Source organism: Methylomonas koyamae (assembly GCF_006483455.1).
Lineage (GTDB): Bacteria > Pseudomonadota > Gammaproteobacteria > Methylococcales > Methylomonadaceae > Methylomonas > Methylomonas koyamae_B.
Genome location: NZ_PPPU01000021.1, coordinates 24,268 through 44,038 on the forward strand (window position 1 = coordinate 24,268; position 19,771 = coordinate 44,038).

The 19,771-nt window shown below is 57.4% G+C and carries 15 protein-coding genes and 3 tRNA genes; 12 read left to right on the forward strand and 6 right to left on the reverse strand.

Annotated elements, in window-relative coordinates:
- The first annotated feature begins 54 nt into the window (after window positions 1–54).
- From C2U68_RS12470 to C2U68_RS12485, 4 genes are all read left to right on the forward strand, one after another.
- A complete protein-coding gene (locus C2U68_RS12470) occupies window positions 55–573 on the forward strand; it encodes a hypothetical protein (RefSeq protein WP_140912811.1) in 519 nt (172 codons plus the stop codon).
- Window positions 574–623: 50 nt separating this feature from the next.
- Window positions 624–699, forward strand: a tRNA-Gly gene (locus C2U68_RS12475).
- A 48-nt stretch (window positions 700–747) separates the two neighbouring features.
- Window positions 748–821, forward strand: a tRNA-Cys gene (locus tag C2U68_RS12480).
- Window positions 822–830: 9 nt separating this feature from the next.
- A tRNA-Gly gene (locus C2U68_RS12485) sits at window positions 831–906 on the forward strand.
- A gap of 163 nt (window positions 907–1,069) precedes the next feature.
- Here the strand turns inward: C2U68_RS12485 and C2U68_RS12490 are convergent.
- From C2U68_RS12490 to C2U68_RS12500, 3 genes are all read right to left on the reverse strand, one after another.
- Entirely contained in the window at window positions 1,070–4,981 is a 3,912-nt protein-coding gene (locus C2U68_RS12490) for an FAD/FMN-binding oxidoreductase (RefSeq protein WP_260839339.1), read from the reverse strand.
- A 198-nt stretch (window positions 4,982–5,179) separates the two neighbouring features.
- Entirely contained in the window at window positions 5,180–6,427 is a 1,248-nt protein-coding gene (locus C2U68_RS12495; protein WP_140912813.1) for an autotransporter outer membrane beta-barrel domain-containing protein, read from the reverse strand.
- Between the two features lie 144 nt (window positions 6,428–6,571).
- Window positions 6,572–8,272, reverse strand: a complete 1,701-nt coding sequence (locus tag C2U68_RS12500) for a serine/threonine-protein kinase (RefSeq protein ID WP_140912814.1) — start codon at window positions 8,270–8,272, stop codon at window positions 6,572–6,574.
- Window positions 8,273–8,377: 105 nt separating this feature from the next.
- On the opposite strand from C2U68_RS12500, the gene C2U68_RS12505 reads away from it, so the two are divergent.
- Together C2U68_RS12505 and C2U68_RS12510 are read left to right on the forward strand one after the other, a co-directional pair.
- Window positions 8,378–9,196 (forward strand): alpha/beta fold hydrolase, encoded by an 819-nt coding sequence (locus tag C2U68_RS12505; protein WP_140912815.1) that lies wholly within the window; start codon window positions 8,378–8,380, stop codon window positions 9,194–9,196.
- 71 nt (window positions 9,197–9,267) lie between these two features.
- A complete protein-coding gene (locus tag C2U68_RS12510; protein ID WP_140912816.1) occupies window positions 9,268–11,520 on the forward strand; it encodes a caspase family protein in 2,253 nt (750 codons plus the stop codon).
- Between the two features lie 56 nt (window positions 11,521–11,576).
- On the opposite strand, the gene C2U68_RS12515 is transcribed toward C2U68_RS12510, so the two are convergent.
- Entirely contained in the window at window positions 11,577–12,944 is a 1,368-nt protein-coding gene (locus C2U68_RS12515) for a hypothetical protein (RefSeq protein ID WP_140912817.1), read from the reverse strand.
- 278 nt (window positions 12,945–13,222) lie between these two features.
- Between C2U68_RS12515 and C2U68_RS21225 the strand changes: the two genes are divergently transcribed.
- The gene (locus tag C2U68_RS21225; RefSeq protein WP_186289599.1) at window positions 13,223–13,396 is read left to right on the forward strand and encodes a hypothetical protein; all 174 of its coding nucleotides are present in this window, start codon (window positions 13,223–13,225) and stop codon (window positions 13,394–13,396) included.
- A 23-nt stretch (window positions 13,397–13,419) separates the two neighbouring features.
- Here C2U68_RS21225 and C2U68_RS12520 read toward each other — a convergent pair whose 3' ends face one another.
- Window positions 13,420–14,307: a DMT family transporter gene (locus tag C2U68_RS12520; RefSeq protein WP_140912818.1), complete on the reverse strand. Its 888-nt coding sequence runs from the start codon at window positions 14,305–14,307 to the stop codon at window positions 13,420–13,422.
- Between the two features lie 160 nt (window positions 14,308–14,467).
- Here C2U68_RS12520 and C2U68_RS12525 point away from each other — a divergent pair, with 160 nt between their 5' ends.
- The 5 genes from C2U68_RS12525 (at window position 14,468) to C2U68_RS12545 (ending at window position 18,362) form a co-directional block, all read left to right on the forward strand.
- Window positions 14,468–15,247: a VacJ family lipoprotein gene (locus C2U68_RS12525; protein ID WP_140912819.1), complete on the forward strand. Its 780-nt coding sequence runs from the start codon at window positions 14,468–14,470 to the stop codon at window positions 15,245–15,247.
- 73 nt (window positions 15,248–15,320) lie between these two features.
- On the forward strand, window positions 15,321–15,605 hold the full coding sequence (locus tag C2U68_RS12530) for a hypothetical protein (protein WP_140912820.1): 285 nt from the start codon (window positions 15,321–15,323) through the stop codon (window positions 15,603–15,605).
- A 215-nt stretch (window positions 15,606–15,820) separates the two neighbouring features.
- Window positions 15,821–16,396 carry a chemoreceptor glutamine deamidase CheD gene (locus C2U68_RS12535; protein ID WP_140912821.1) on the forward strand — a complete coding sequence of 192 codons (576 nt, stop codon included), beginning with the start codon at window positions 15,821–15,823 and terminating at the stop codon, window positions 16,394–16,396.
- Window positions 16,397–16,644: 248 nt separating this feature from the next.
- Window positions 16,645–17,037 (forward strand): lipocalin family protein, encoded by a 393-nt coding sequence (locus C2U68_RS12540; RefSeq protein WP_140912822.1) that lies wholly within the window; start codon window positions 16,645–16,647, stop codon window positions 17,035–17,037.
- A gap of 20 nt (window positions 17,038–17,057) precedes the next feature.
- On the forward strand, window positions 17,058–18,362 hold the full coding sequence (locus C2U68_RS12545) for an autotransporter outer membrane beta-barrel domain-containing protein (RefSeq protein WP_140912823.1): 1,305 nt from the start codon (window positions 17,058–17,060) through the stop codon (window positions 18,360–18,362).
- Window positions 18,363–18,454: 92 nt separating this feature from the next.
- Here C2U68_RS12545 and C2U68_RS12550 read toward each other — a convergent pair whose 3' ends face one another.
- Window positions 18,455–18,826: a hypothetical protein gene (locus C2U68_RS12550; RefSeq protein ID WP_140912824.1), complete on the reverse strand. Its 372-nt coding sequence runs from the start codon at window positions 18,824–18,826 to the stop codon at window positions 18,455–18,457.
- Window positions 18,827–19,771 lie beyond the last annotated feature (945 nt).

A 19,771-nucleotide genomic window follows, 5' to 3' on the forward strand; every position in this document is an offset into this window, starting at 1 on the left:
GGCACTCACCCAATAACCTTCCATAATAATAATTAGCTTGAGAGGATACAGCGCATGAGCCTTGACGAAAACACCAACGAAACCGCAAATCAAGCCGAGGAGCCGAATCAGGCCGCCGCCGCGCCTGCTGCCGCCGCTGCCGGAAATGCCTTGGCCGGTTTTTTAGCTTTGAAGGAATCCAATCCTAAAGTATTTTACGGCGCGATCGGCGGCGCCGCAGTGGTTCTGCTTGCCCTAGTATTTAGCGGCGGCTCCGACCCGAAACTGCCGGTCCATCAACAAAAACCGCTGGTCTCCGGCCAAAATTATGTGCTGAAAAGCCCCAACACCTACGATCCAAACGCAACTGTCAGATTGGTTTCGGTTCCGGGTTCGTTGGCTGCCTACGACGATACCGAGGAAAACGATCGCGATGGCGCCTGCAAACATATGCCGATGAATACACCGGTCAAGTTGACGCAGATCCAGAACGATCCGACCGACAAAAACCTGGTGTGGGCCGAAGTCGAAATATCCGCCAGCGGAGAATGCCAAGGCCGGCGCGCTTGGACGTCTTCAATCAACCTGCAATAAGTGTTGACACAAAAAATTTAGCTTTTATAATAGGCAGGATAGTTAGCCAAGCGGGAATAGCTCAGTTGGTAGAGCACGACCTTGCCAAGGTCGGGGTCGCGAGTTCGAGTCTCGTTTCCCGCTCCAAATTCGATAAGCCGCGGCAAAACGCGGCTTTTTTGTTTGACCGATTAAGGCTGCGTAGCAAAGTGGTTATGCAGCGGCCTGCAAAGCCGTATACACCGGTTCGATTCCGGTCGCAGCCTCCATTTAAACATGCGGGAATAGCTCAGTTGGTAGAGCACGACCTTGCCAAGGTCGGGGTCGCGAGTTCGAGTCTCGTTTCCCGCTCCAAATTCATAAAAAGCCGCGAATATCGCGGCTTTTTTTGTGCCCGTCAGAAGCCCGCTCACGCTCCATCTTGGGAGCCGACCGGGAGAAAGCGGCTCAAGTAAACCAACCTCCTCCGGCCCACCCCCGAGAGCGCTACTTGCTCAACGGGCGACAGGCATCGCTATCAGACCAACACCCGCTCGACGCCGCCCTGAGTCACCCGTTCGACATATTCCGGCATCCAGTTGTCGCCCAGCACGTGCTTGGCGATTTCGACAACGATGTAATCGACTTCCAAGGTTTCCACCTCATCTTGAAAACGCTGCAAGCCCTGCATGCAGGATGGGCACGAGGTCAACATTTTTACCGGCCCGGCATAACCGTCGCCGCGTAATTTGCTGGCATCCTTTTGCAGTTCTTCGGCCTTGCGGAAACGAATCTGCGTCGAGATGTCCGGCCGCGCCACCGCCAGCGTGCCGGACTCGCCGCAGCAACGTTCTGACTTACTGACCGGCGCCCCCAACAACTGATTTACTACTTTAACTCCGTCTTGTTGCTTGAACGGACTGTGGCAAGGATCGTGATAAAGGTAACGCTGGCCATTCACGCCATCCAATTTCACGCCTTTTTCCAACAAATATTCGTGAATATCGATCAAGCGGCAACCGGGGAAAATCTTGTCGAATTCGTAATCCTGTAATTGATCCTGGCAGGTACCGCAACTGACCACGACAGTCTTGATATCCAGATAATTCAGGGTGTTCGCCACCCGGTGAAACAACACCCGGTTATCGGTGGTTATCTTCTGCGCCTTGTCGAATTGGCCGCCCGCCCGTTGCGGATAACCACAACACAAATAACCCGGCGGCAACACCGTTTGCACCCCGATTTCGTATAGCATCGCCTGCGTCGCCAGCCCGACTTGGGAAAACAAACGCTCGGAACCGCAACCCGGGAAATAAAACACAGCCTCTGAATCGGCTTTGGTTTTCTCGTGGTTGCGGATGATCGGCACGATTTGGTTGTCCTCGATATCCAACAAAGCCCGCGCCGTTTTGTTCGGCAATTCGCCCGGCATTTTCCGGTTCATGAAATGAATCACCTGCTCCCGCACCGGCGGCTTGCCGACCGTGGCCGGCGGCTGCGCGATCTGCGCCCTGCCCCAATGCTGCAAAAAGCTATTGCCGATACGCTGCGCTTTGTAGGTCCAATCGATCATCGCCTTGCGCATGGCTTTGACGTTGCCTGGCTTGGACGCGGTCAAAAAGGCCAGCGCCATGGTCTTGGCCGGATTGAAACTTTGCTTGCCCATTTTGCGTAGCAGATTGCGCATATTCATCGAGACGTCGCCAAAGTCGATGTCAACCGGACACGGATTGAAACACTTATGGCAGACGGTGCAATGATCGGCCACGTCTTCGAATTCCTTCCAGTGGGTGATCGAAATGCCGCGCCGGGTCTGCTCCTCGTACAAGAAGGCCTCGATCAACAACGAAGTGGCCAGAATCTTGTTACGCGGCGAATACAGCAAATTCGCCGGCGGCACATGAGTCGCGCAGACCGGTTTGCATTTGCCGCAGCGCAGGCAGTCCTTGACCGACTCCGAAATCGCACCGATATCGCTCTGCTGCATGATCAGCGACTCATAGCCCATCAGGCTGAACGAGGTGGTATAAGCCGAGCGCAAATCGGCACCCGGCATCAATTTACCGCGATTGAAGCGCCCTTCCGGATCGATCCGGTTTTTATAAGCATGAAAATCGGCCAGTTCGGCCTCGGTCAGGAACTCGTATTTGGTGATGCCGATGCCGTGCTCGCCGGAAATCGCCCCGCCCAACGCCCGCGCCAGCTCCATAATCCGCGCCACCGCCGCATTGGCTTCCTGCAACATTTCGTAATGGTCGGAATTGACCGGTAGATTGGTATGCACGTTGCCGTCGCCGGCATGCATATGCAAGGCCACGAACACGCGGCCACGCAGGATTTCCTTATGCAGGGCTTCGATGCGCTCGACGATAGGCCGAAAATTGTCGCCCTCGAAAATCTCGCGCAAACGCGGCAGCAGTTCCTGCTTCCATGACACCCTGATGGAGTAATCCTGCAAGCGGTGAAACAAAGTCGGCTCTGCGGCGCGATTGCTTAACTCGCCAGCCTGAATCCCGTATTTGCCGAACTCGGCTTCCGCCTGGCGCAACGGCAAATCCAAATTGTCGTATAGCCAAGTCCAGCGCTGACGCACCATGGCTAACGTTTCCAGCGCCTGAGCCTGGCGCTCGCCGAGCAATTCCCGCCAGTCTACGCCCTCTTCGTAAGCGCGCATCGGCAAATCGCCGGCCAAAAATTCGTTCAATGCCGCGCACAAGCGCAGCTTATTGTGCAGCGACAATTCGATGTTGATCCGCTCGATGCCATCGCAATAATCGCCCATCCGCGGCAACGGAATCACCACGTCTTCGTTGATTTTAAAGGCGTTGGTATGTTTGGCGATCGCCGCGGTCCGGGCCCGGTCCAGCCAGAATTTTTTGCGGGTCTCGGCCGACACGGCGATAAAGCCCTCCGCGCCGCGGACATTGCACAGCCGCACCACTTCCGAAGCGGCCAGAGCCACCTGGTTCTCGTCGTCGCCGACGATATCGCCGATCAATACCATCTTCGGCCGGCCGTGGCGTTTGGCTTTAGTGGCGTAGCCCACCGCTTTGACGTAACGCTCGTCCAGATGCTCCAGACCGGCCAGCATGACCCGTTGCGCGCCGTCTTTCGGCAGGCTTTCCAGATAGTCGCGAATCTCGACGATGGCCGGCACCGCTTCCCGCACCTGACCGAAAAACTCCAGGCAAAAGGTTCGGGTCACCGGTGGCATTTCATGCAGAATCCAGCGGGCCGAGGTAATGATGCCGTCGCAGCCTTCTTTCTGCACGCCGGGCAAACCGCCCAGAAACTTGTCGGTAACGTCTTTGCCCAACCCGGTTTTGCGGAAAAAACTGCCGGAGATTTCCAGACTCTCTTCACCTAGCAATTGCTTGCCGCTGGCGTCGAACCGCTTCAACAGAAATGCAGCGGTTTCCTGCTCGTGAATCTTGCCCAGATTGTGGTTCAACCGCTCGATTTCCAGCCAATTGCCGTCCGGCGTCACCATGCGCCAGGCAGCCAGATTGTCCAATGCAGTGCCCCACAGCACGGCTTTCTTGCCGCCGGCGTTCATCGCGATATTGCCGCCGATGCAGGAAGCATCGGCCGAGGTCGGATCGCAGGCGAACACTAAGCCGGCCTGCTCGGCAGCATCCATCACCCGCCGGGTGACAACGCCGGCGCCGGTATGGATCGTGGCGTAGGACCTATCGACGCCGGGCAACAAAGTCTGGCGCTCCACCTGGCCCATCGCCAGCAGTTTTTCGGTGTTGATTACCGCGGAATAGGCGTTCAGCGGCACCGCACCGCCGGTATAACCGGTACCGCCGCCGCGCGGAATGATGGTCAAACCCAGCTCGATACAACCGCGTACCAAATGGCCGACCTCGTCTTCGGAACAGGGATACAAGACAACGAACGGATACTCCACCCGCCAGTCGGTGGCGTCGGTGACATGGCTGACCCGGGCGAAGCCGTCGAAACTGATATTGTCTTTACGGGTGTATCGCGACAACAGCGTCATCACGCTGCGCCGCAGTTGGGCGGTGCGTTCGAAGTGGGCATCGAATTCGTCTACCGCCTGATGCGCGGCGCGGATTAATTTGGCGACGCGCTCGGCCCGGTCGGGATTTTGGTTCTCGGCTTCGGCGTGTCTGGCTTGCATTTGCTGTAAACGATGACGCAGGGCTTGCAACAAAGCCCGCCGACGTTTGGCATTGTCGAGCAGATCGTCTTCCAAATAGGGGTTGCGCCGCACCGCCCAGATATCGCCCAAGACTTCGTAAAGCATCCGGGCGGAACGGCCGGTGATCCGCTCCTCGCGCAAGGAATCCAAAATCGACCACATCTCTTCCCCCAGCAAGCGAATCACAATTTCGCGGTCGGAAAACGAGGTGTAGTTGTAGGGAATTTCCCGCACTCGAGCGGGAGCGGATTCAATCGAAGCGGGGAATAATGGAGAGGCCACAGGATTCGGCGAACATGAAGTCATAGTCCGCCGGATTTTAACACGGGCCGAAACCGAGCCGGCCGAAAAATCGCCGCGCAAACCGCGAGATATCTGGGGTTTATCCGGCCGCCGGCACTCTATAACACGGCCTAACCACCGCCAACGGACAACCGGGGCGCCGTCCAGAGACGCCCAGCCGCCCCACTGGCCACGAGCTTAAAACTCTAAACGGCCGCCCAGCATCAAGCGGTTGCTTTCGACATGGCGGTAACTTTGCAATGTCTCGTAAGCCAGAAACGCAGACACACCGCCGGGCAGCACTGTCGACACTTCGGCGCCGAAGGTGTAATAGTCCCGGGTAGGCGCGTCATTGACCAAACTAAAAGTGGAGCCGGAGCCGTCCGCAATGAAGCTGCCGGACACATTACGCCGGCCGTCAAGAAACTGGTGATGCCACTCGCCGCGCAATTGCGGAATCAAAACACCCCATGGAAAGCTGAAGGTATAAGCAGTTTGCACACCGACGGTAGAAATCAACGATTCGATATTCTGCTTACCGAATCGAACCGCGGCCACACTGCCGGATTCGGCGTAGCCGTCGATGTTCAGAGCCGTGTATTCGCCGCGCGCATAAGGCGAAACGCTCAAAGCCTGATGGTGCCAGTCGTATCCGCCGCCCCAACTGAACGAATATTGGTCGGCATTGGGCTTGGCCTTGGCCACCGAAGATACACCATTCAACGTGATATTACGGGTGGTTTCGAATTCATGGCCGCCGTAAGAAGCCGTGGCATCCAAATGCAAGGCCTCGGTCACGAAGTAAGAGGTATAGAGCATACCGGTGTAACTATCGCCCAGGGTTTCGCCGCGGCCGGCGTTGAATGCGGCATTACTATGGCGGTAGTTGAAGACGGCGCCGCTGACCCAACTGTCGCTGATCCGGTAATCGACGCCAGCCATGAAATTATGGTTGTCGTACTTGAAACCACCATTGTTCAGCGCGGTATTGTCGTGGGCACCGAAGCCGCTATCGACCTTGGTCCAAAAATTCAACGGCGGAAAATCGGCGTCGCCGCTGCCTCCGCCCAATCTCGAGGTTTGATTGTTACTGTAATAGTCGTAAGGCACCGGATTACGGCCGCCGTCCAGTCGGGTAATCGAGTTGCCCATACCCAGGACTTGGTCCGGAGTCAGGCTTTGGATATCGGAAAATCCCGCTTGGCATACCGTTGGGGTAGGCTCGTTCGAATCCGAATAAAAAGACGAACAGTTTGACAAGGCCGTATCGACCGACTGTTGATTCGGATTCAGATTCTGCGAAAAACTTGGCACGGCACTGGTGGATGCCGACGATAATGTCATCACGGCCAAACTTATCGCCCTACAAAGCTGCAAGTGGACCGGTGGCCGGACCGAAGTCTCGGCGTCGACCGAGCGAACCGGCTTTAAATTGGGGTAATACATGATTCTCTCCTCAAAGATGTGTTTTTAATATCTTACACGCCGGCCCACATTCCGCAAAATCGAAAAAACTTAATTATTCTGCAAAATCATATAAATAGCCCAACCTATAAAACCGAATTGTCAACATAATCCGGTCGTTGCCTGTTAATTGAATCGAAGCTTTTCCTGCAGACTCAGCAAACCTTTGTGCCCCGGATTGACCTCCAGACCTTCCTGAACTTTCTTCAAGGCTTCGGAACGGTCGCTTTTCTCGTAAAACTCCCAGGCCTGTTGCTCCAGGGTATCGGCGATCTTATTCAAGCCGGCGATCGCGGCCTTATTATACGGATCGATCTTCAGCACTTCCTGATAGGCCCAAAACGCGTTACTGCCGGTCGGTGCGGTCAGGTAGCCAACGTCGAAATGAATCTCGGCCAACTCCAATAAATCCTTGATCTTTTGCAGTTGCTCTGCGGTCAGAGTCGGCACCACTTTCGGCGGCTCTGCCACTGCCGTCTTCTCGGTCAAAGTCCAATAGACGTTGACACCGATCGAACACAGGATAATCAAGGCGCTAGCCCACAGGCCGTAGTAAACCGAAGAGCGCAGGCCGATAGCGGAAATAAATTCGTCGATAGAGGCACAGCGATTTTCTTGCTTAAACGCCAAACCTTTTTGCAGACCTTTCCACTGTCGCCGCGACAACTTCGGAATCGGCTTGGGCTGCAAATTCAGTTCCCTGGCCTTTTCGGCGGACAAGCGGCCGAACGGGTGTTTGCCCGCCAACAGCTCGTAAGTGATGCAGGCCAGCGCATAAATGTCGTCGCGCGGATCCGGCGCGCTATGTTGCAATTGCTCCAGACTGGCATAAGCCGGCGTCATCGCCCCCAAATCACGGGCGTTGAACACGGTCGCGTCGTGGCCGTCTTTCTCGCTCCGACCGATGGCGCAGGCGATACCGAAATCCAACACCCGGATCTCGCCTTCGTCGCTGACGAAGACGTTGCCGGGTTTGAAATCGGAATGGACGATGTTTTTTTTGTGCGCATGGCCCAAGGCTTCGGCCATGGCGCTGATAATCGGCCAGGCTTTTTTGAACGGCAGACCGGTTTCGACGTGGTCGCGGATCAAATGGCTCAAGGGCCGACCTTGCAGATACTCCATCGACATGAAGACATAAGCGCCGTCCCGGTCGAAGTCGTAAACTTTAATGATATTGGGATGGGAAAGGGTTTGCGCCCGCTTGGTTTCGCGCTGCAGCCCGACCAAAGCCATCGGATTGAATTGAAAATCCTGGTTCAACACCTTCAACGCCACGAACGGGTCTTTGTCCGCCGCCTCGACTTTACGCAAGTCGGTAGCTTTGAACACCATGCCCATGCCGCCGACGCCGAGCAACTCTTCCAGTACAAAGCGGTTTTTCAAGGTACAGCCCACCGTCAACTCCGCTTGCGGTTGGTTCGGGTCCAGACCTTGTAACAGGGATTCGGTGGTCAAGGTCGGCGCCTGAGTTTGCACCAGGGTCGGCTCGGCAGCAATCGGCGCCGCCAAAGGCGCGGACTCGACCGATGTTGCATCGTCGGCCGGCGCTGGCCGCAGCGCCAGTAAGGTTTCGTCGTCGCCGGCGACTGGCGGCGGCGAAACCGGCGCAACCGCCAAACGGGTCTCGTCCTGCAAAGCCGACTGCAACGCGAAGTAACGCTCGGCCGCCAGGCCACCGCCACGGTATGCCGCTTCCAAATGTTGCAACGCGGCCGCTACTTCCGCGGCCGATTGTCCTGCCGCAACGCGGGCCGCCGCCAATAATTCGTCGAATGAAATTTGCGATTGCCGGAACGCGTTTAATGCGCTATCAAATGCTGCCATGACCAACCCAAAACCAAATTGTCCAAGGATTTTAGCCGAAGACCTCGTTTTGTGTCGCTGCCGCTATCGGCAACCGCCCGATTCCGCCACAGCTACGGCTGAAATATGCTGAAACCACGCGCCGGACATTATCTGTTGGCGGCAAGCCTTACTCTGGCGATATCGCTGGCGGGCTGCGTCTCGCCGGTCGCCAAACTGCATCAACAAGCGCGCGACCTGGATCTCGTCGCGTTGGATCTCGACGGCGGCAAATTTACGCTGCGCGGATTCCGGAATCGGCCGAGACCGGCCACAGATCGTTTACACGTTTACCTGGAAGGCGACGGCCGGCCGTGGGAGCGCGGCCTGATTCCGGCGGCTGAACCGACCACGCGCGATTCGGTAGTCCTGCCGCTGATGGCCGGCGACCCAGCGCCCAGTCTGTATCTGGGCCGGCCTTGCTATAGCGGCCACACTGAAGACCCCGGCTGTGGTTCGGAGTTGTGGACCGGCGGCCGTTACGGCGAATCCGTCGTTGCCAGCATGGCGCAGGCTTTGCTGCACTTCGCCGAGCAAAACGGATACCGCGAACTGGTATTGATCGGCCACAGCGGCGGCGGCACGCTGGCGTTGCTACTGGCGGAACGTTTGCCGCAAACCTTGGCCGTCATCACTTTGGCCGGCAATTACGACATCGACCGCTGGACCGATTACCACGGCTACCAGCGCTTGCAAAACTCGCTGAATCCGGCCATAAGGCCGCCGGGCAGCGTTCCCGAGTGGCACCTGCTCGGCGAGCGCGATACGACCATCCCGCCGGCACTGTTCGAGTCGGCCCTGCGCACCCGCCCGCATGCCCATGTAATCCGGGTCGATGCCGACCATAGCCGCGGCTGGCAAGCGATCTGGCCGGAAATGTTGCGACGCTTGCCCAGCGCGAGATAAGCGCTATTGCGGCCCGGCGGTTTTCTGCTATCGTTGCCGGCCTAACCCTTCACAGCAAAAGGCGGCTCGTTATGGCTCAGAAGATGTATCAAAATCGTACGCTCGCGTTGGCGATCGGCAGCATACTCATGGCGGCTTGCGCCCGCGACGTCAGCCAGGAAGAAATGGCCAGGGCCACCGAAGGCTACATCGTGGCCGATACCAATAAACTGTTTGTGGTGGATTGCCTGCTGCCCGGCCAAGTCCGCAAACTCGGTTCGCAAATGACCTACCTCAGCGCGCGCCGGCCGATTCGCACCACCGCGGCGGATTGCGAAGTCCGCGGCGGCGAATACGTGGCCTACGACCGCGCCAATTACGCCAGCGCATTGAACATCTGGCTGCCGAAAGCCCAGGAAGGCGACGCCGCCGCGCAATTGGCGGTCGGCGAAATTTTCGAAAAGGGCTTGGGCAGCCAAGCCGACTACAAAGCGGCCGCGCAGTGGTACGAAAAAGCCGCCCAGCAAGGCAACTCGCAAGCGCAATTGAACCTGGGCCATCTCTACGAAAAAGGCCTCGGTGTCGCGCAGGACAAGGAGGCGGCGTTACGCTGGTATCGCAAATCGGCCGGCCTGGAAGATGCCGGCATCCAATTCGCCCCGGCGGTAAACTCTCAGGAGCTGGAGACGCTGCGCAGCGAAGTCGCCGAGTCGCGCCGCGAAGCCGAGCAACTGCGCGAGCAATTGCAAGACACCCGCCAACAGACCCTGGACCAGCAGGAAAGTCTGCGTAAGGCGCAAAGCGAGCTGGAAGCGCTACGCAACAAACTGCAACAACAAAAAACGACTGCGCCGGGCAATTCCAGCGATATCGAGCTGCTGGAAAAACAACTGCGCGAAAAAGAGTCGCAACTCAAAGACCAACAAGCCAAGCTCGGTTCGTTGACCCAAACCTTGAGTCAGGAACGGCAACGCATGAAACTCGAGCTGGACGCGGCCCGGCAGGAAAATCCCGCGGCCAAAACCGCTGACAGCAAGGCCGCCGAACTGGAAAACCGGCTGAACGAGAAGATCGAAACCTTCCAGAAACAATCGGCCGAACTGACCGGCTGGCTGACATCGCCGGACAAGCTCGACCGCAACCAGATCGACAGCCGCAAACTGGCGCTGCAACAACAAGCCAAGGAAATCGCCGCGCTGAAAGAAAAACTGGAACAATCGCGCAGTACCTTGTTGGCATCCGGCTCCGGTCCGAATATCGAACTGATCGAACCGGCTGTGACCGTGACCCGCGGTATTCCCAGCATCCAATTCGCCGTCGGCGAAAGCAGCAAACGCATTATCGGCAAAATCGACGCCAGTACCGGCCTCAACCGCTTATTACTGAACGACAAACCGGTCAAGGTCGACGCTAACGGCCGCTTCGAAACCGACGTCAGTCTACAAGGTGACGAAACCGTGGTGCGGATCAGCGCGACCGACAAACGTAACCAACGCAGCGACTTGAGCCTGCGCCTGCTCGCCGCCAGCAGCGGGATTAGCGCCGAACCGTTTCCGAGCAGCAACGGCAGCGGCAGCGACTTGAAACGCAGCGGCGACATCCAGTTCGGCAAGTTTTACGCCATCATCATCGGCAACAACGACTACGGCGCCTATCCGTCTTTGAAGACGCCGATGGCCGACGCGAAAAGTCTGGAATTGCTGCTGCGCGAGCGCTACGGCTTTAAAACCAAACTGCTGCTGAACGCCAACCGCCACGCGATCATGTCGGCGCTGAACGAGCTGAACCAAAAACTGACCGAACAGGACAATCTGCTGATTTATTACGCCGGCCACGGCGAAATCGACAAGCGCAGCCAGACCGCCTACTGGCTGCCGGTCGATTCCGAGACCGGCAACAGCGCCAACTGGATCTCCAGCCAAAGCATCACCGAATTCCTGAGCATCATGCCGGCCAAACACATCATGGTGGTGGCCGACTCCTGTTATTCCGGCGCCTTGACCGGTTCCGCCGTGGCCAAACTGCCGGAGGGTATGGACGATGCCAAGCGCGAGCGCTGGTTGAAGGCGATGAACAGCCGCAAAGCTCGTACCGTGCTGACATCCGGTGGCGTCAAGCCGGTTATGGACCAGGGTGGTGGCGAGCACTCGGTGTTTGCCAATGCATTTTTGAAGGTGTTGCGCGGCAACAAACGGATTATCGAGGACTACGATATTTTCCGGGATGTGGCTAATCAGGTCCAGGCGTCGGCGGCGCGCGGCGGCTTCGAACAAAAACCGCAATATGCGCCGTTGCAACATGCCGGGCATGAAGGCAGCCCGTTCTTTTTCGTACCGGAGGTCTGATCCTACCGGAGCGGGCCGGGCCGTAACGGCCCGGCGGGAAGGAATGGCTTAAACGCTTATTTCCATTTCGAAAACAAATCTTTCAGCTTGTCTTGCTTGGCTGCGGCCGGGATTGGTGCAGGTGCCGGTGCCGGAGGCGGCTCCGGAGCGGCTACTGGCGCCGGTTGCGGTTCTTCGGCAGGTTTGCTTTTACCGAACAGGCTTTTCAATTTGCTGGCTTTGGCCGGTGCCGGTGCAGCCGCCTCGACTACCGGCTCGGCAACGACAACCGGCTGCTCCGGCACTGGCTCGGCGACCGGTTCCGCGGCCGGAACGGCAGCTTCCTCGACGGATTCGGCCACTTCCACGGTGGTTTGGGTACCCAGCTTCTGATCCAGTTTGGCCATTTGCTGCATGGTGTTGTTCAATAATTGCTTGAACTTACCGAAGCCACCGCTTTTCTCGACCGCCTTATCGACCGACGCTTGTTTGCTCGGGGCGACGGTTGCGGCAGTTTCAGCCGGGGTGACCGGTGCCGGCGCCGCCGTAACCACCGGAGCCGAAGTTGGCTCTGGCATAGGTATCGGTTCGACCGGGGCGGCCACTTCAGGCGCCGAAACGGCAGCAATCTGCGGCTGGATAACAGCAGGGGTCGATTCCGGAATCGGCGCGACAATCGGCTGCGGCGCAACCGCGGCAGGGGCCGGCTGATTCACCGGATTATCCCGTTGCCCCACCTCGGTTTGATAGCGGCTGACTGTTTCGGCCAGGGCTTTTTCGGCGTTGGCCTGTTGGCGTTCGAACCGAATTTTCTGTTCTTCCAACGCCAACTCCAATTTGGCGACCTGCGCGGTTTGCTCTTCCACCTTACGCTGCAAGGGCTCCAGCAATGCGTCTTTCTCCGCCAACTTCGCAGTTTCGGCCCACAACGACAATTGCAGATCGGTCTTGCCTTTTTGCTCGGTTTGGAAACGTTCGACCGCCTGCTCGCTGATCGCCGCGTATCGGCTCCACAGATCGCCGCTGTCGGCGTTGTTCGCCGCGGGCAAACTCGGCTCGGTCAATTCGAATTTGTTGGCCAAAGCCTTGATGCTGTCGATCAATTGCCGATTACCGGCGACCACTTTCTCCTCCAAGCCGGCAGCGCGTTGGGCGGACTCTTCGGCGGCGGTTTGTACCTCGGCCAATTGCTGAACGCTGGCGGCCAATTCGGCCTGGCTGCTTTGCAATTGCTGTTGCGCCGTTTCCAGATCGGACTGTAAGCCGAGACGCAGTTTCACTAGGGTGGCGTTGGCTTTTTTCAGAAAGTAAATGCGGATACTGTAAAAAATCGAAGTCAGCAACCAAACCGCAACGGCCACGGCTCCGGCATATTCTGGGTTGGCAAGGGTTAATTGGTACCAATCCAACAATATGCTTTGAATCATCGGTAAATATGCGTCCATAGAAAATCCCGGCTAAATATAATTTTTATAATGAAGACCCGGGGCCCCACCCAAGGAACCCGGCACCTGCTCTTGAACCTAACGGTTCAGTATACCAGCTTGATTGCTCGACGGAATTATCCGCCGCCGCCACCAAATTCGGCGGCCGTCCGCGCGACAAATCATAAGCCGGACGCTGCGGCCAGCGTTCCGGCACACTCCCACGCCGCTAACAGCGGATTAAGTCGGCCTTAAGCGGCCGCTTGCCAGACTAGCGGCCGAATCATCCAGGAGCCGATATGAAAGACTCGCAGAAAGGCATTACCCGCATTCGCACCGCGCCGTATCTGACCACCGACGGCAGTTTGCGCTTCTGCGTCAGCGCCCCGTTGCTCGAGCCGCCGGTGGATTTCAAGGAATGGTACCGCCCGCGGCAGCGTCGGGCTCAGTCTAGCCGCCAAAGCGCCGCCTGATCTAGCCGCGCAGGCAGCCGACGCTAGACGGGTACCCGCCGTTTGAGAAGACTGCGGGCCTGAAACCCGGTAGAGAGTGCGGTTCCGACCAGAATCACCGCCATACCGAGGATATGCCGCGGCGTGACCGTTTCGGCCAAGTACAGCGCGCCCCACAGGGTCGCGAACATCGGATTCAGAAAGGTGACGGTCAACGCGGACGAAGCACCGATATCCCGAATCAACCGGTAATAGAGCGGAAAGGCGACGCCGGTGCAGACAATGCCCAAACCGGCGACAGCCGTGATGGATTCCAAGGTCGGCAGTTGCTTTAACGGCCACAGAAACACCATCGGCAGCAGCAGCAACGCCGCCGCCCACAGGCTGCCATGAGCAGTGTCGAACGGCGCCAGCTTGGCTCTGGCCTTGGCGTAATTGGTGGCAATCCCGTACGAGAATGCGGCGGCCAGCGAACTGATGACCGGCAGCAAAAATTGGCCGGGGCTGACAGCCAGCAAGCCCCAGAACAACAGAGCCACCCCGGACAGCGCCATGAACATGCCGCAAATCCGTTTCCACGCCAGTTTCTCGATACCCAGCGTCAATCCGATCGCATAAGCCCAAATCGGCGCCGTTGCGTTCAACACCGACAATTGCGAGGTCGACAATGTCGCCGCCGCATAGGCGAACAAACTAAACGGCAGCGCGACATTGAAAAAACCCATCACCAGTAAATAGCGCCAGTTCCGCCACAGGCCGCCCAGCCGTTTGCCAAACACGGCCAGTACCCATAAAAACAACGCTGCCGAGAACACCCGGCCTTCCGCGACATAGGCCAGCCCCAAAATCGGCGCGGATATCCGCATCAACAGAAAAGATCCGCCCCAAATCGCAGCCAGGAGCAGTAAACGTAACGCATCGGCAAGAGTCATAATCCAGATTGTTAGCGGTTGGAAACCGGTTTATTGTCCCGCACAAGCGGCCTACCCGACGCGTCCGCCGCGCGATAAAATCCGCGCCGGCTGGCAAGACAAACACCCCGGCAACACGCTAACCTTTACGCATCAGTCGTCAGTTACTGGAGCACACCTTATGCGAAACGGAACCATCCCTGCCCTGACTCTGTTGCTAAGCGCGGCAACCACGCTGTCCGGTTGCGCCAGCGTTCCAGCTTCCGATCCGCGCGATCCTTGGGAAAGCTGGAACCGGCCGATGCAAACCTTCAACGACCGGGTCGACGATTACCTGATGAAACCGGTGGCCCGCGGCTACCGCTGGATTACGCCGGATTTCGTCGATGCCGGCATCAGCAATTTTTTCAGTAATATCGCCGACATCCGGGTCTCGATCAACGATGTTCTGCAAGGAAAATTTCGGCAAGCCGGCATGGATACGGCGCGTTTTCTGGTCAATACCACGGTCGGCATCGCCGGCTGGTTCGATCCGGCCAGCGCCATCGACTTGCCCAAACACCATGAAGATTTCGACCAGACTCTAGGCTATTGGGGCATACCGACCGGCCCGTATTTGGTGCTGCCGCTATTGGGGTCGAGTTCGCCGCGCGGCGTGATTGGCTTGATCGGCGACACCGCCGCCAACCCGATCAGCTACACCGGCCTGTTTACCCAGTCGTCGGCATTGTCGACGGCGATCTCCGGCGGCTTGGGCGGCGTCAATGCTGCCGATTTGCGTGCCGACAACCTCGAAACCGAAAAAATCGCCAGCGAAGCGGCGGTGGACCGCTACGGATTTTTCCGCGGCGCCTATTTTTCGCAGCGCGATTACCTGGTCAACGACGGCAACGTCACTGACACCGACATTTTAGATCTCGACGAAACCGAGGAGAAACTGTCGCCCGTGAATCCCTACTGATCCGCCGCGCCCGAATCCGCTCCGACAGGCATCTTGGCGGGTCGGTCAACAATCTATCGATGAGGCCCGAGCCATGAGAAAACTGATACTTACCGCCGTTCTGGCCGCTGCTGGCACCAATGCCAACACCATCCCGCCGGCCAACCGTTCGCTACCGCTGGATCGAATCAGCATCGAACGCATCGACCTCCAAGGCCAGATCAAGACTTGGAACCTAAACAAGGTCTGCATCGACGGCCAAGCCTATCTACTGTTAATGAAAAGTTTGACCGAACCGGTCAGTATTTCGCCGGCATTTGCCGACGGCAAACCGGAGCAATGCCGAATCGCAGCGGACGAAACTTTACCCCGCAAATAGCAGTCTGGATTTGGCAGCAATCGATACCGCACCGATCTGCTCTCAAACAGTGCGGAGCGCGTAGACCAAAACGACAGATTGTCAATCCGCTTTACAAAGTTCGCCGCCGACCAACATCGCTCAGTGCCAAGATTTTGAGCTTAAGGCATTATTCAAGACTGGCCCGATTTTTGTTTGTTATTTTTCATACTCTCGACTACCGAATTCACCGAGCCATGTACCTGAAAAAGCGCTCCGAAACCTATTTCGACCCTTACTGGCGCACCCGCGCCCAGAAAATCATCCCCGGCGAATACTGCCTCGCCACGGCCGGTTCGGTGATCGTCACCGTGCTGGGCTCTTGCGTCACGGCCTGTATCCGCGACCGCAACAAAGGCATAGGCGGCATGAACCACATCATGGTGGCCAACACCAACGAAGGCCAACCACTGAATGCGCGCCTGGAACACCAGGCGGTCGCGGCGATGGATAAGTTCATCGACCATCTGCTCGACATCGGTGCGGAGGCGCACCAGCTGGAAGCTAAAGTCTTCGGCGGCGGCAATATTCTGAACGGCCTGCACCGCGACAACGTCGGTGCCCGTAGTGCGCAATTCTTGCGTAATTACCTGGCCGAACGCGACATCCCGATCGTTGCCGCCGACACGCTGGATATCTATCCGCGCAAGATCTATTTCTTTCCGGAATCCGGCAAAGTTTTGGTAAAAAAACTCAAAGACGTCAAGAACGAGACCATCCTGCTCCGCGAACAGGAATATTCGACGCGAATATTCGCCGGCAGCCTGGCTTGATGCCTCGACGCGGAGCGGCCGGATACGAACAGAGTTGATCCGGCCGCTTCGCTCGACAATTAGCCAGTCGACTCCCTCCTCACTGCCCGGTTTAAAAAACACCTTCGGAAGCGGACCAGCGCAAAACACCGACAGTCTCGGCCAGTAAACTTCATCTGCTACCGACGGCGACAACAGATGCAGCAAAAACCCTGACATTCGTACGTGATACAATCCGTACCTCATCCACATCAATTCACAGGAATTTTATGCCCTCCATCAAACTCATCGGCTTGCTGTTGTTCTCCGCCTCTTTCGCCGCCGGCGCCGCGGAAATTCCGCTGACCCAAGCCGACCTGCTGGGCACCTGGCAAATCGAAAAAGAATCGGTCAACGCCGACGGTAGCGGCGCCCGCGGCCTGAACACGACATGGACCTTCAGAAACGACGGCACCATGGAAGGCATTTCCCAAGAAAACGACTCCCACGCCCGCATTGAGCAACTCAAAGCGGTATTGAACTACAGCGTCGAAGACGGCAAATTGAAAAAACAGGCTGCTCCAGGCCGCTCGAAAATGGAAACCTGCGCCGCCACCACAAAAGACGGCAGTAAAATGGTCTTGAAATGCCAGTCGATCTATTTTTTCATGACCAAAAAATAAGCACCGCGAGCTGACGCTTCATGGGCCGATCTGACTTGCGGATATTCGACCGCAAAGACTTCATGAACGCCCCCGGCCGTCTCCTCTCGCAACTGCCGCCCAAGCCAATCGTTGCGATTGTTGCGGTTGCCGCGCTGCTTTGCCCGACGGCTAAAGTTTGGGCCGAAGCCAGCTCGCTGGACGAAGCGCAGTTCGCGTTGCTACGCAACGATTGCGAGCGACTGGCGGGCGACCGGGTGGAGTTCCTCGAAAAGGCCGGCCCGAATCTTTACAGACTCTGCCTCCCGACACCCGGCGGCCCGCCGGGCGGCGGCGCAGGCGGTGCCGGCAGCGTTGGCGGCGGAGCCGGCTCGGTTCAGAGCCAATTCGTCGCCGCCGGCAAGCGCTTGGCAAAACTCCGCCGGCAACAAAGCAAGGACGGCGGCGGCGCTGGCGACGAAGCCGAGCTTGCTTTGACTGACGGTTTGCACCTGTTCTTCTCCGGCCAATTCGAAGCCATCGACCGACGCAGCACCCGCTTCGAAACCGGCTACAACGGTAATGTCCAGGGCGGCGCAATCGGCGCCGATTGGCGAGCCAACGACTGGCTGCTGGCCGGCGCGGCGCTGAATTACAGCAACACCGACAGCCGGTTCGCCAATCTTGGCGGATTTCGGGTCGACGCGTTCGGCCCGGCGCTTTACGCCACGCTGACACCAAACGATAACGCCTTTGTCGATATCGTGGTCGAATATGCTCGCCAATGGCGCGAACGCGATCGCTTGACCAGTTTTCCGTCGCTCGGCGCCAATAAGCGGCCGGTGTCCGGCATGGTGTCGTCCGATTTCGGCGCGGACCATTACGCCGCCAATGCGCTGGCGGGTTACGATTTTTGGTTCGGAGGCATTGTCATCGGCCCGCGCCTGGGTTTCCGTTACAGCGAAATGAGCCTCGACGCCTACCGCGAGACCGGTACGACCGGTTTGGAATTGAATTTCCTGCGCGACCGGATTCGCTCGCTGCAAAGCTCGGTGGGCCTGATGCTATCGACGGCGCTGAGCACTCCAGTGGGCGTGGTCGCTCCGCAAATCAGTTTCGATTGGACCCACGAGTTTCAAAACAAACAGCGCGATCTCCGCGCCAGCTTCGTCCAAGACGGCCGCGCCAACCCGACGGTTTTTACCTTCAACAACGACCGGCCCGACCGCGACTTCTACCATCTGGGCGCAGGAATCGGCCTCACCTTACCCAACGGCATCCAACCCTTCGTCAATTTCGACACCTTACTGGGAAATCGCTTTTTCGACCATTTGGTCGGTACTGTCGGCGTCAGGCTGGAACTGTAAGCCACAGCCGGAAACGCATACGCTTATTCCGGCCTACCGCTATCGATACCCAAATTTTCAACTCCGAATGCGCACAAAAAATCGCGCCCACTCTAACCGGCATCGTCAGGTGATCGGAGGTAGCGCCATATTGCTGCGAGCGAAACCGCAAAAGTAACAACGAGCGACGGTACTATCCATCTCCACAGCTCGGTCATAGGTCCGTGAAAAATGCCATGGTAGTAAGAACTATCTGTAAGCGCCAATCCAAACGGAATGAATACCGTAATAATTGGAGTTGGAACAGGCGCAGCAATCAGAGAAAAGACTGACGCAAATAACGCCATAATCCATCCTGAGTGCATTGCTCTGCGGCGCATGATGCGAGCGAGACGGAAAAACACAAACAAGATTGGCGACGAAATAATCATCCAAAGTAACGGCAATACCAAGCTTGCAACTAACAACTGAAGAATAATTTTCATATCAATCCCGCGATTCGCTGAAATGATTTAACAGTTTCCGCCCAGGCATTCAAGTCAGCGTCGCAGCAGTGATCTCTTTGATATTAGGCAAACGTTACGCTATGCGTGCTCCGGTCTACCGCGCAATCGGGATGGTTTTCCTTCCCTGATGCCGCGCCGAGCACCGGAGGGTTTGGGCGGATTTGTCCGACAGGGGCGCGGCAGGGATGCCGCGCGTTTTTGGAGGGCTATGGATAGCCCTTCCAAAAACCCCGCTCAAACCCGCAGACGCGCAGGGTTAAAGCGGCATGGGGTGTCGTTTCTTTTGAATGCTTTTCTTTGGACAAGCAAAGAAAAGTATTTCGGCCGTCGGGCCGAGACCCGACATTAAAACAAGTCGTGGCAAATTCACACCATGAGTACGATTACGCTACCGCTAATCGTACCTACGCGGGCTGTCGGCGTCAGGCTGGAACTGTAAGCCGAAGCCGGAAACGCATACGCTTATTCCGGCCTACCGCAAAATCGAGGGCTTTCCTCCCCGCAAACCGACACTATAACCAAGTCTCGCGTCAGCAACACAAGACACGAAACCCGATTTCCCGCGTGGGCACAAAAAGCCGTGCCCACCCTAAAAAACCGGGATGGTTTTCCTCCCCTTATGCCGCGCCGAGCACCGAAGGGTTTGAGCGGCATTGCCCGACAGGGGCGATGCAGGGATGCATCGCGTTTTTCGCAGGGGCTGGATGCCCCTTCGAAAAACCCCGCTCAAACCCTTCGGAGCGCAGGAAACAAGCGGCATGGGGTGTCGTTTCTTTTGGATACTTTTCTTTGGACAAGCAAAGAAAAGTATCTCGGCTGTCGGGCCGAGACCCGACATAAAAAACAGGTCGTGGCAAATTCACATCATGCGTACGATTACGCTACCGCTAATTGTACCTACGCGGGCGAGGGTGTCCTGAATTA

Coding starts and splice junctions, on each gene's coding strand:
- C2U68_RS12495 (WP_140912813.1), bottom strand. CDS start 6,427: ATGTATTACCCCAATTTAAAGCCGGTTCGCTCGGTCGACGCCGAGACT.
- C2U68_RS12545 (WP_140912823.1), top strand. CDS start 17,058: ATGGGCCGATCTGACTTGCGGATATTCGACCGCAAAGACTTCATGAAC.
- C2U68_RS12515 (WP_140912817.1), bottom strand. CDS start 12,944: ATGGACGCATATTTACCGATGATTCAAAGCATATTGTTGGATTGGTAC.
- C2U68_RS12500 (WP_140912814.1), bottom strand. CDS start 8,272: ATGGCAGCATTTGATAGCGCATTAAACGCGTTCCGGCAATCGCAAATT.
- C2U68_RS12540 (WP_140912822.1), top strand. CDS start 16,645: ATGCCCTCCATCAAACTCATCGGCTTGCTGTTGTTCTCCGCCTCTTTC.
- C2U68_RS12470 (WP_140912811.1), top strand. CDS start 55: ATGAGCCTTGACGAAAACACCAACGAAACCGCAAATCAAGCCGAGGAG.
- C2U68_RS12505 (WP_140912815.1), top strand. CDS start 8,378: ATGCTGAAACCACGCGCCGGACATTATCTGTTGGCGGCAAGCCTTACT.
- C2U68_RS12520 (WP_140912818.1), bottom strand. CDS start 14,307: ATGACTCTTGCCGATGCGTTACGTTTACTGCTCCTGGCTGCGATTTGG.
- C2U68_RS12530 (WP_140912820.1), top strand. CDS start 15,321: ATGAGAAAACTGATACTTACCGCCGTTCTGGCCGCTGCTGGCACCAAT.
- C2U68_RS12550 (WP_140912824.1), bottom strand. CDS start 18,826: ATGAAAATTATTCTTCAGTTGTTAGTTGCAAGCTTGGTATTGCCGTTA.
- C2U68_RS12525 (WP_140912819.1), top strand. CDS start 14,468: ATGCGAAACGGAACCATCCCTGCCCTGACTCTGTTGCTAAGCGCGGCA.
- C2U68_RS12510 (WP_140912816.1), top strand. CDS start 9,268: ATGGCTCAGAAGATGTATCAAAATCGTACGCTCGCGTTGGCGATCGGC.
- C2U68_RS12535 (WP_140912821.1), top strand. CDS start 15,821: ATGTACCTGAAAAAGCGCTCCGAAACCTATTTCGACCCTTACTGGCGC.
- C2U68_RS21225 (WP_186289599.1), top strand. CDS start 13,223: ATGAAAGACTCGCAGAAAGGCATTACCCGCATTCGCACCGCGCCGTAT.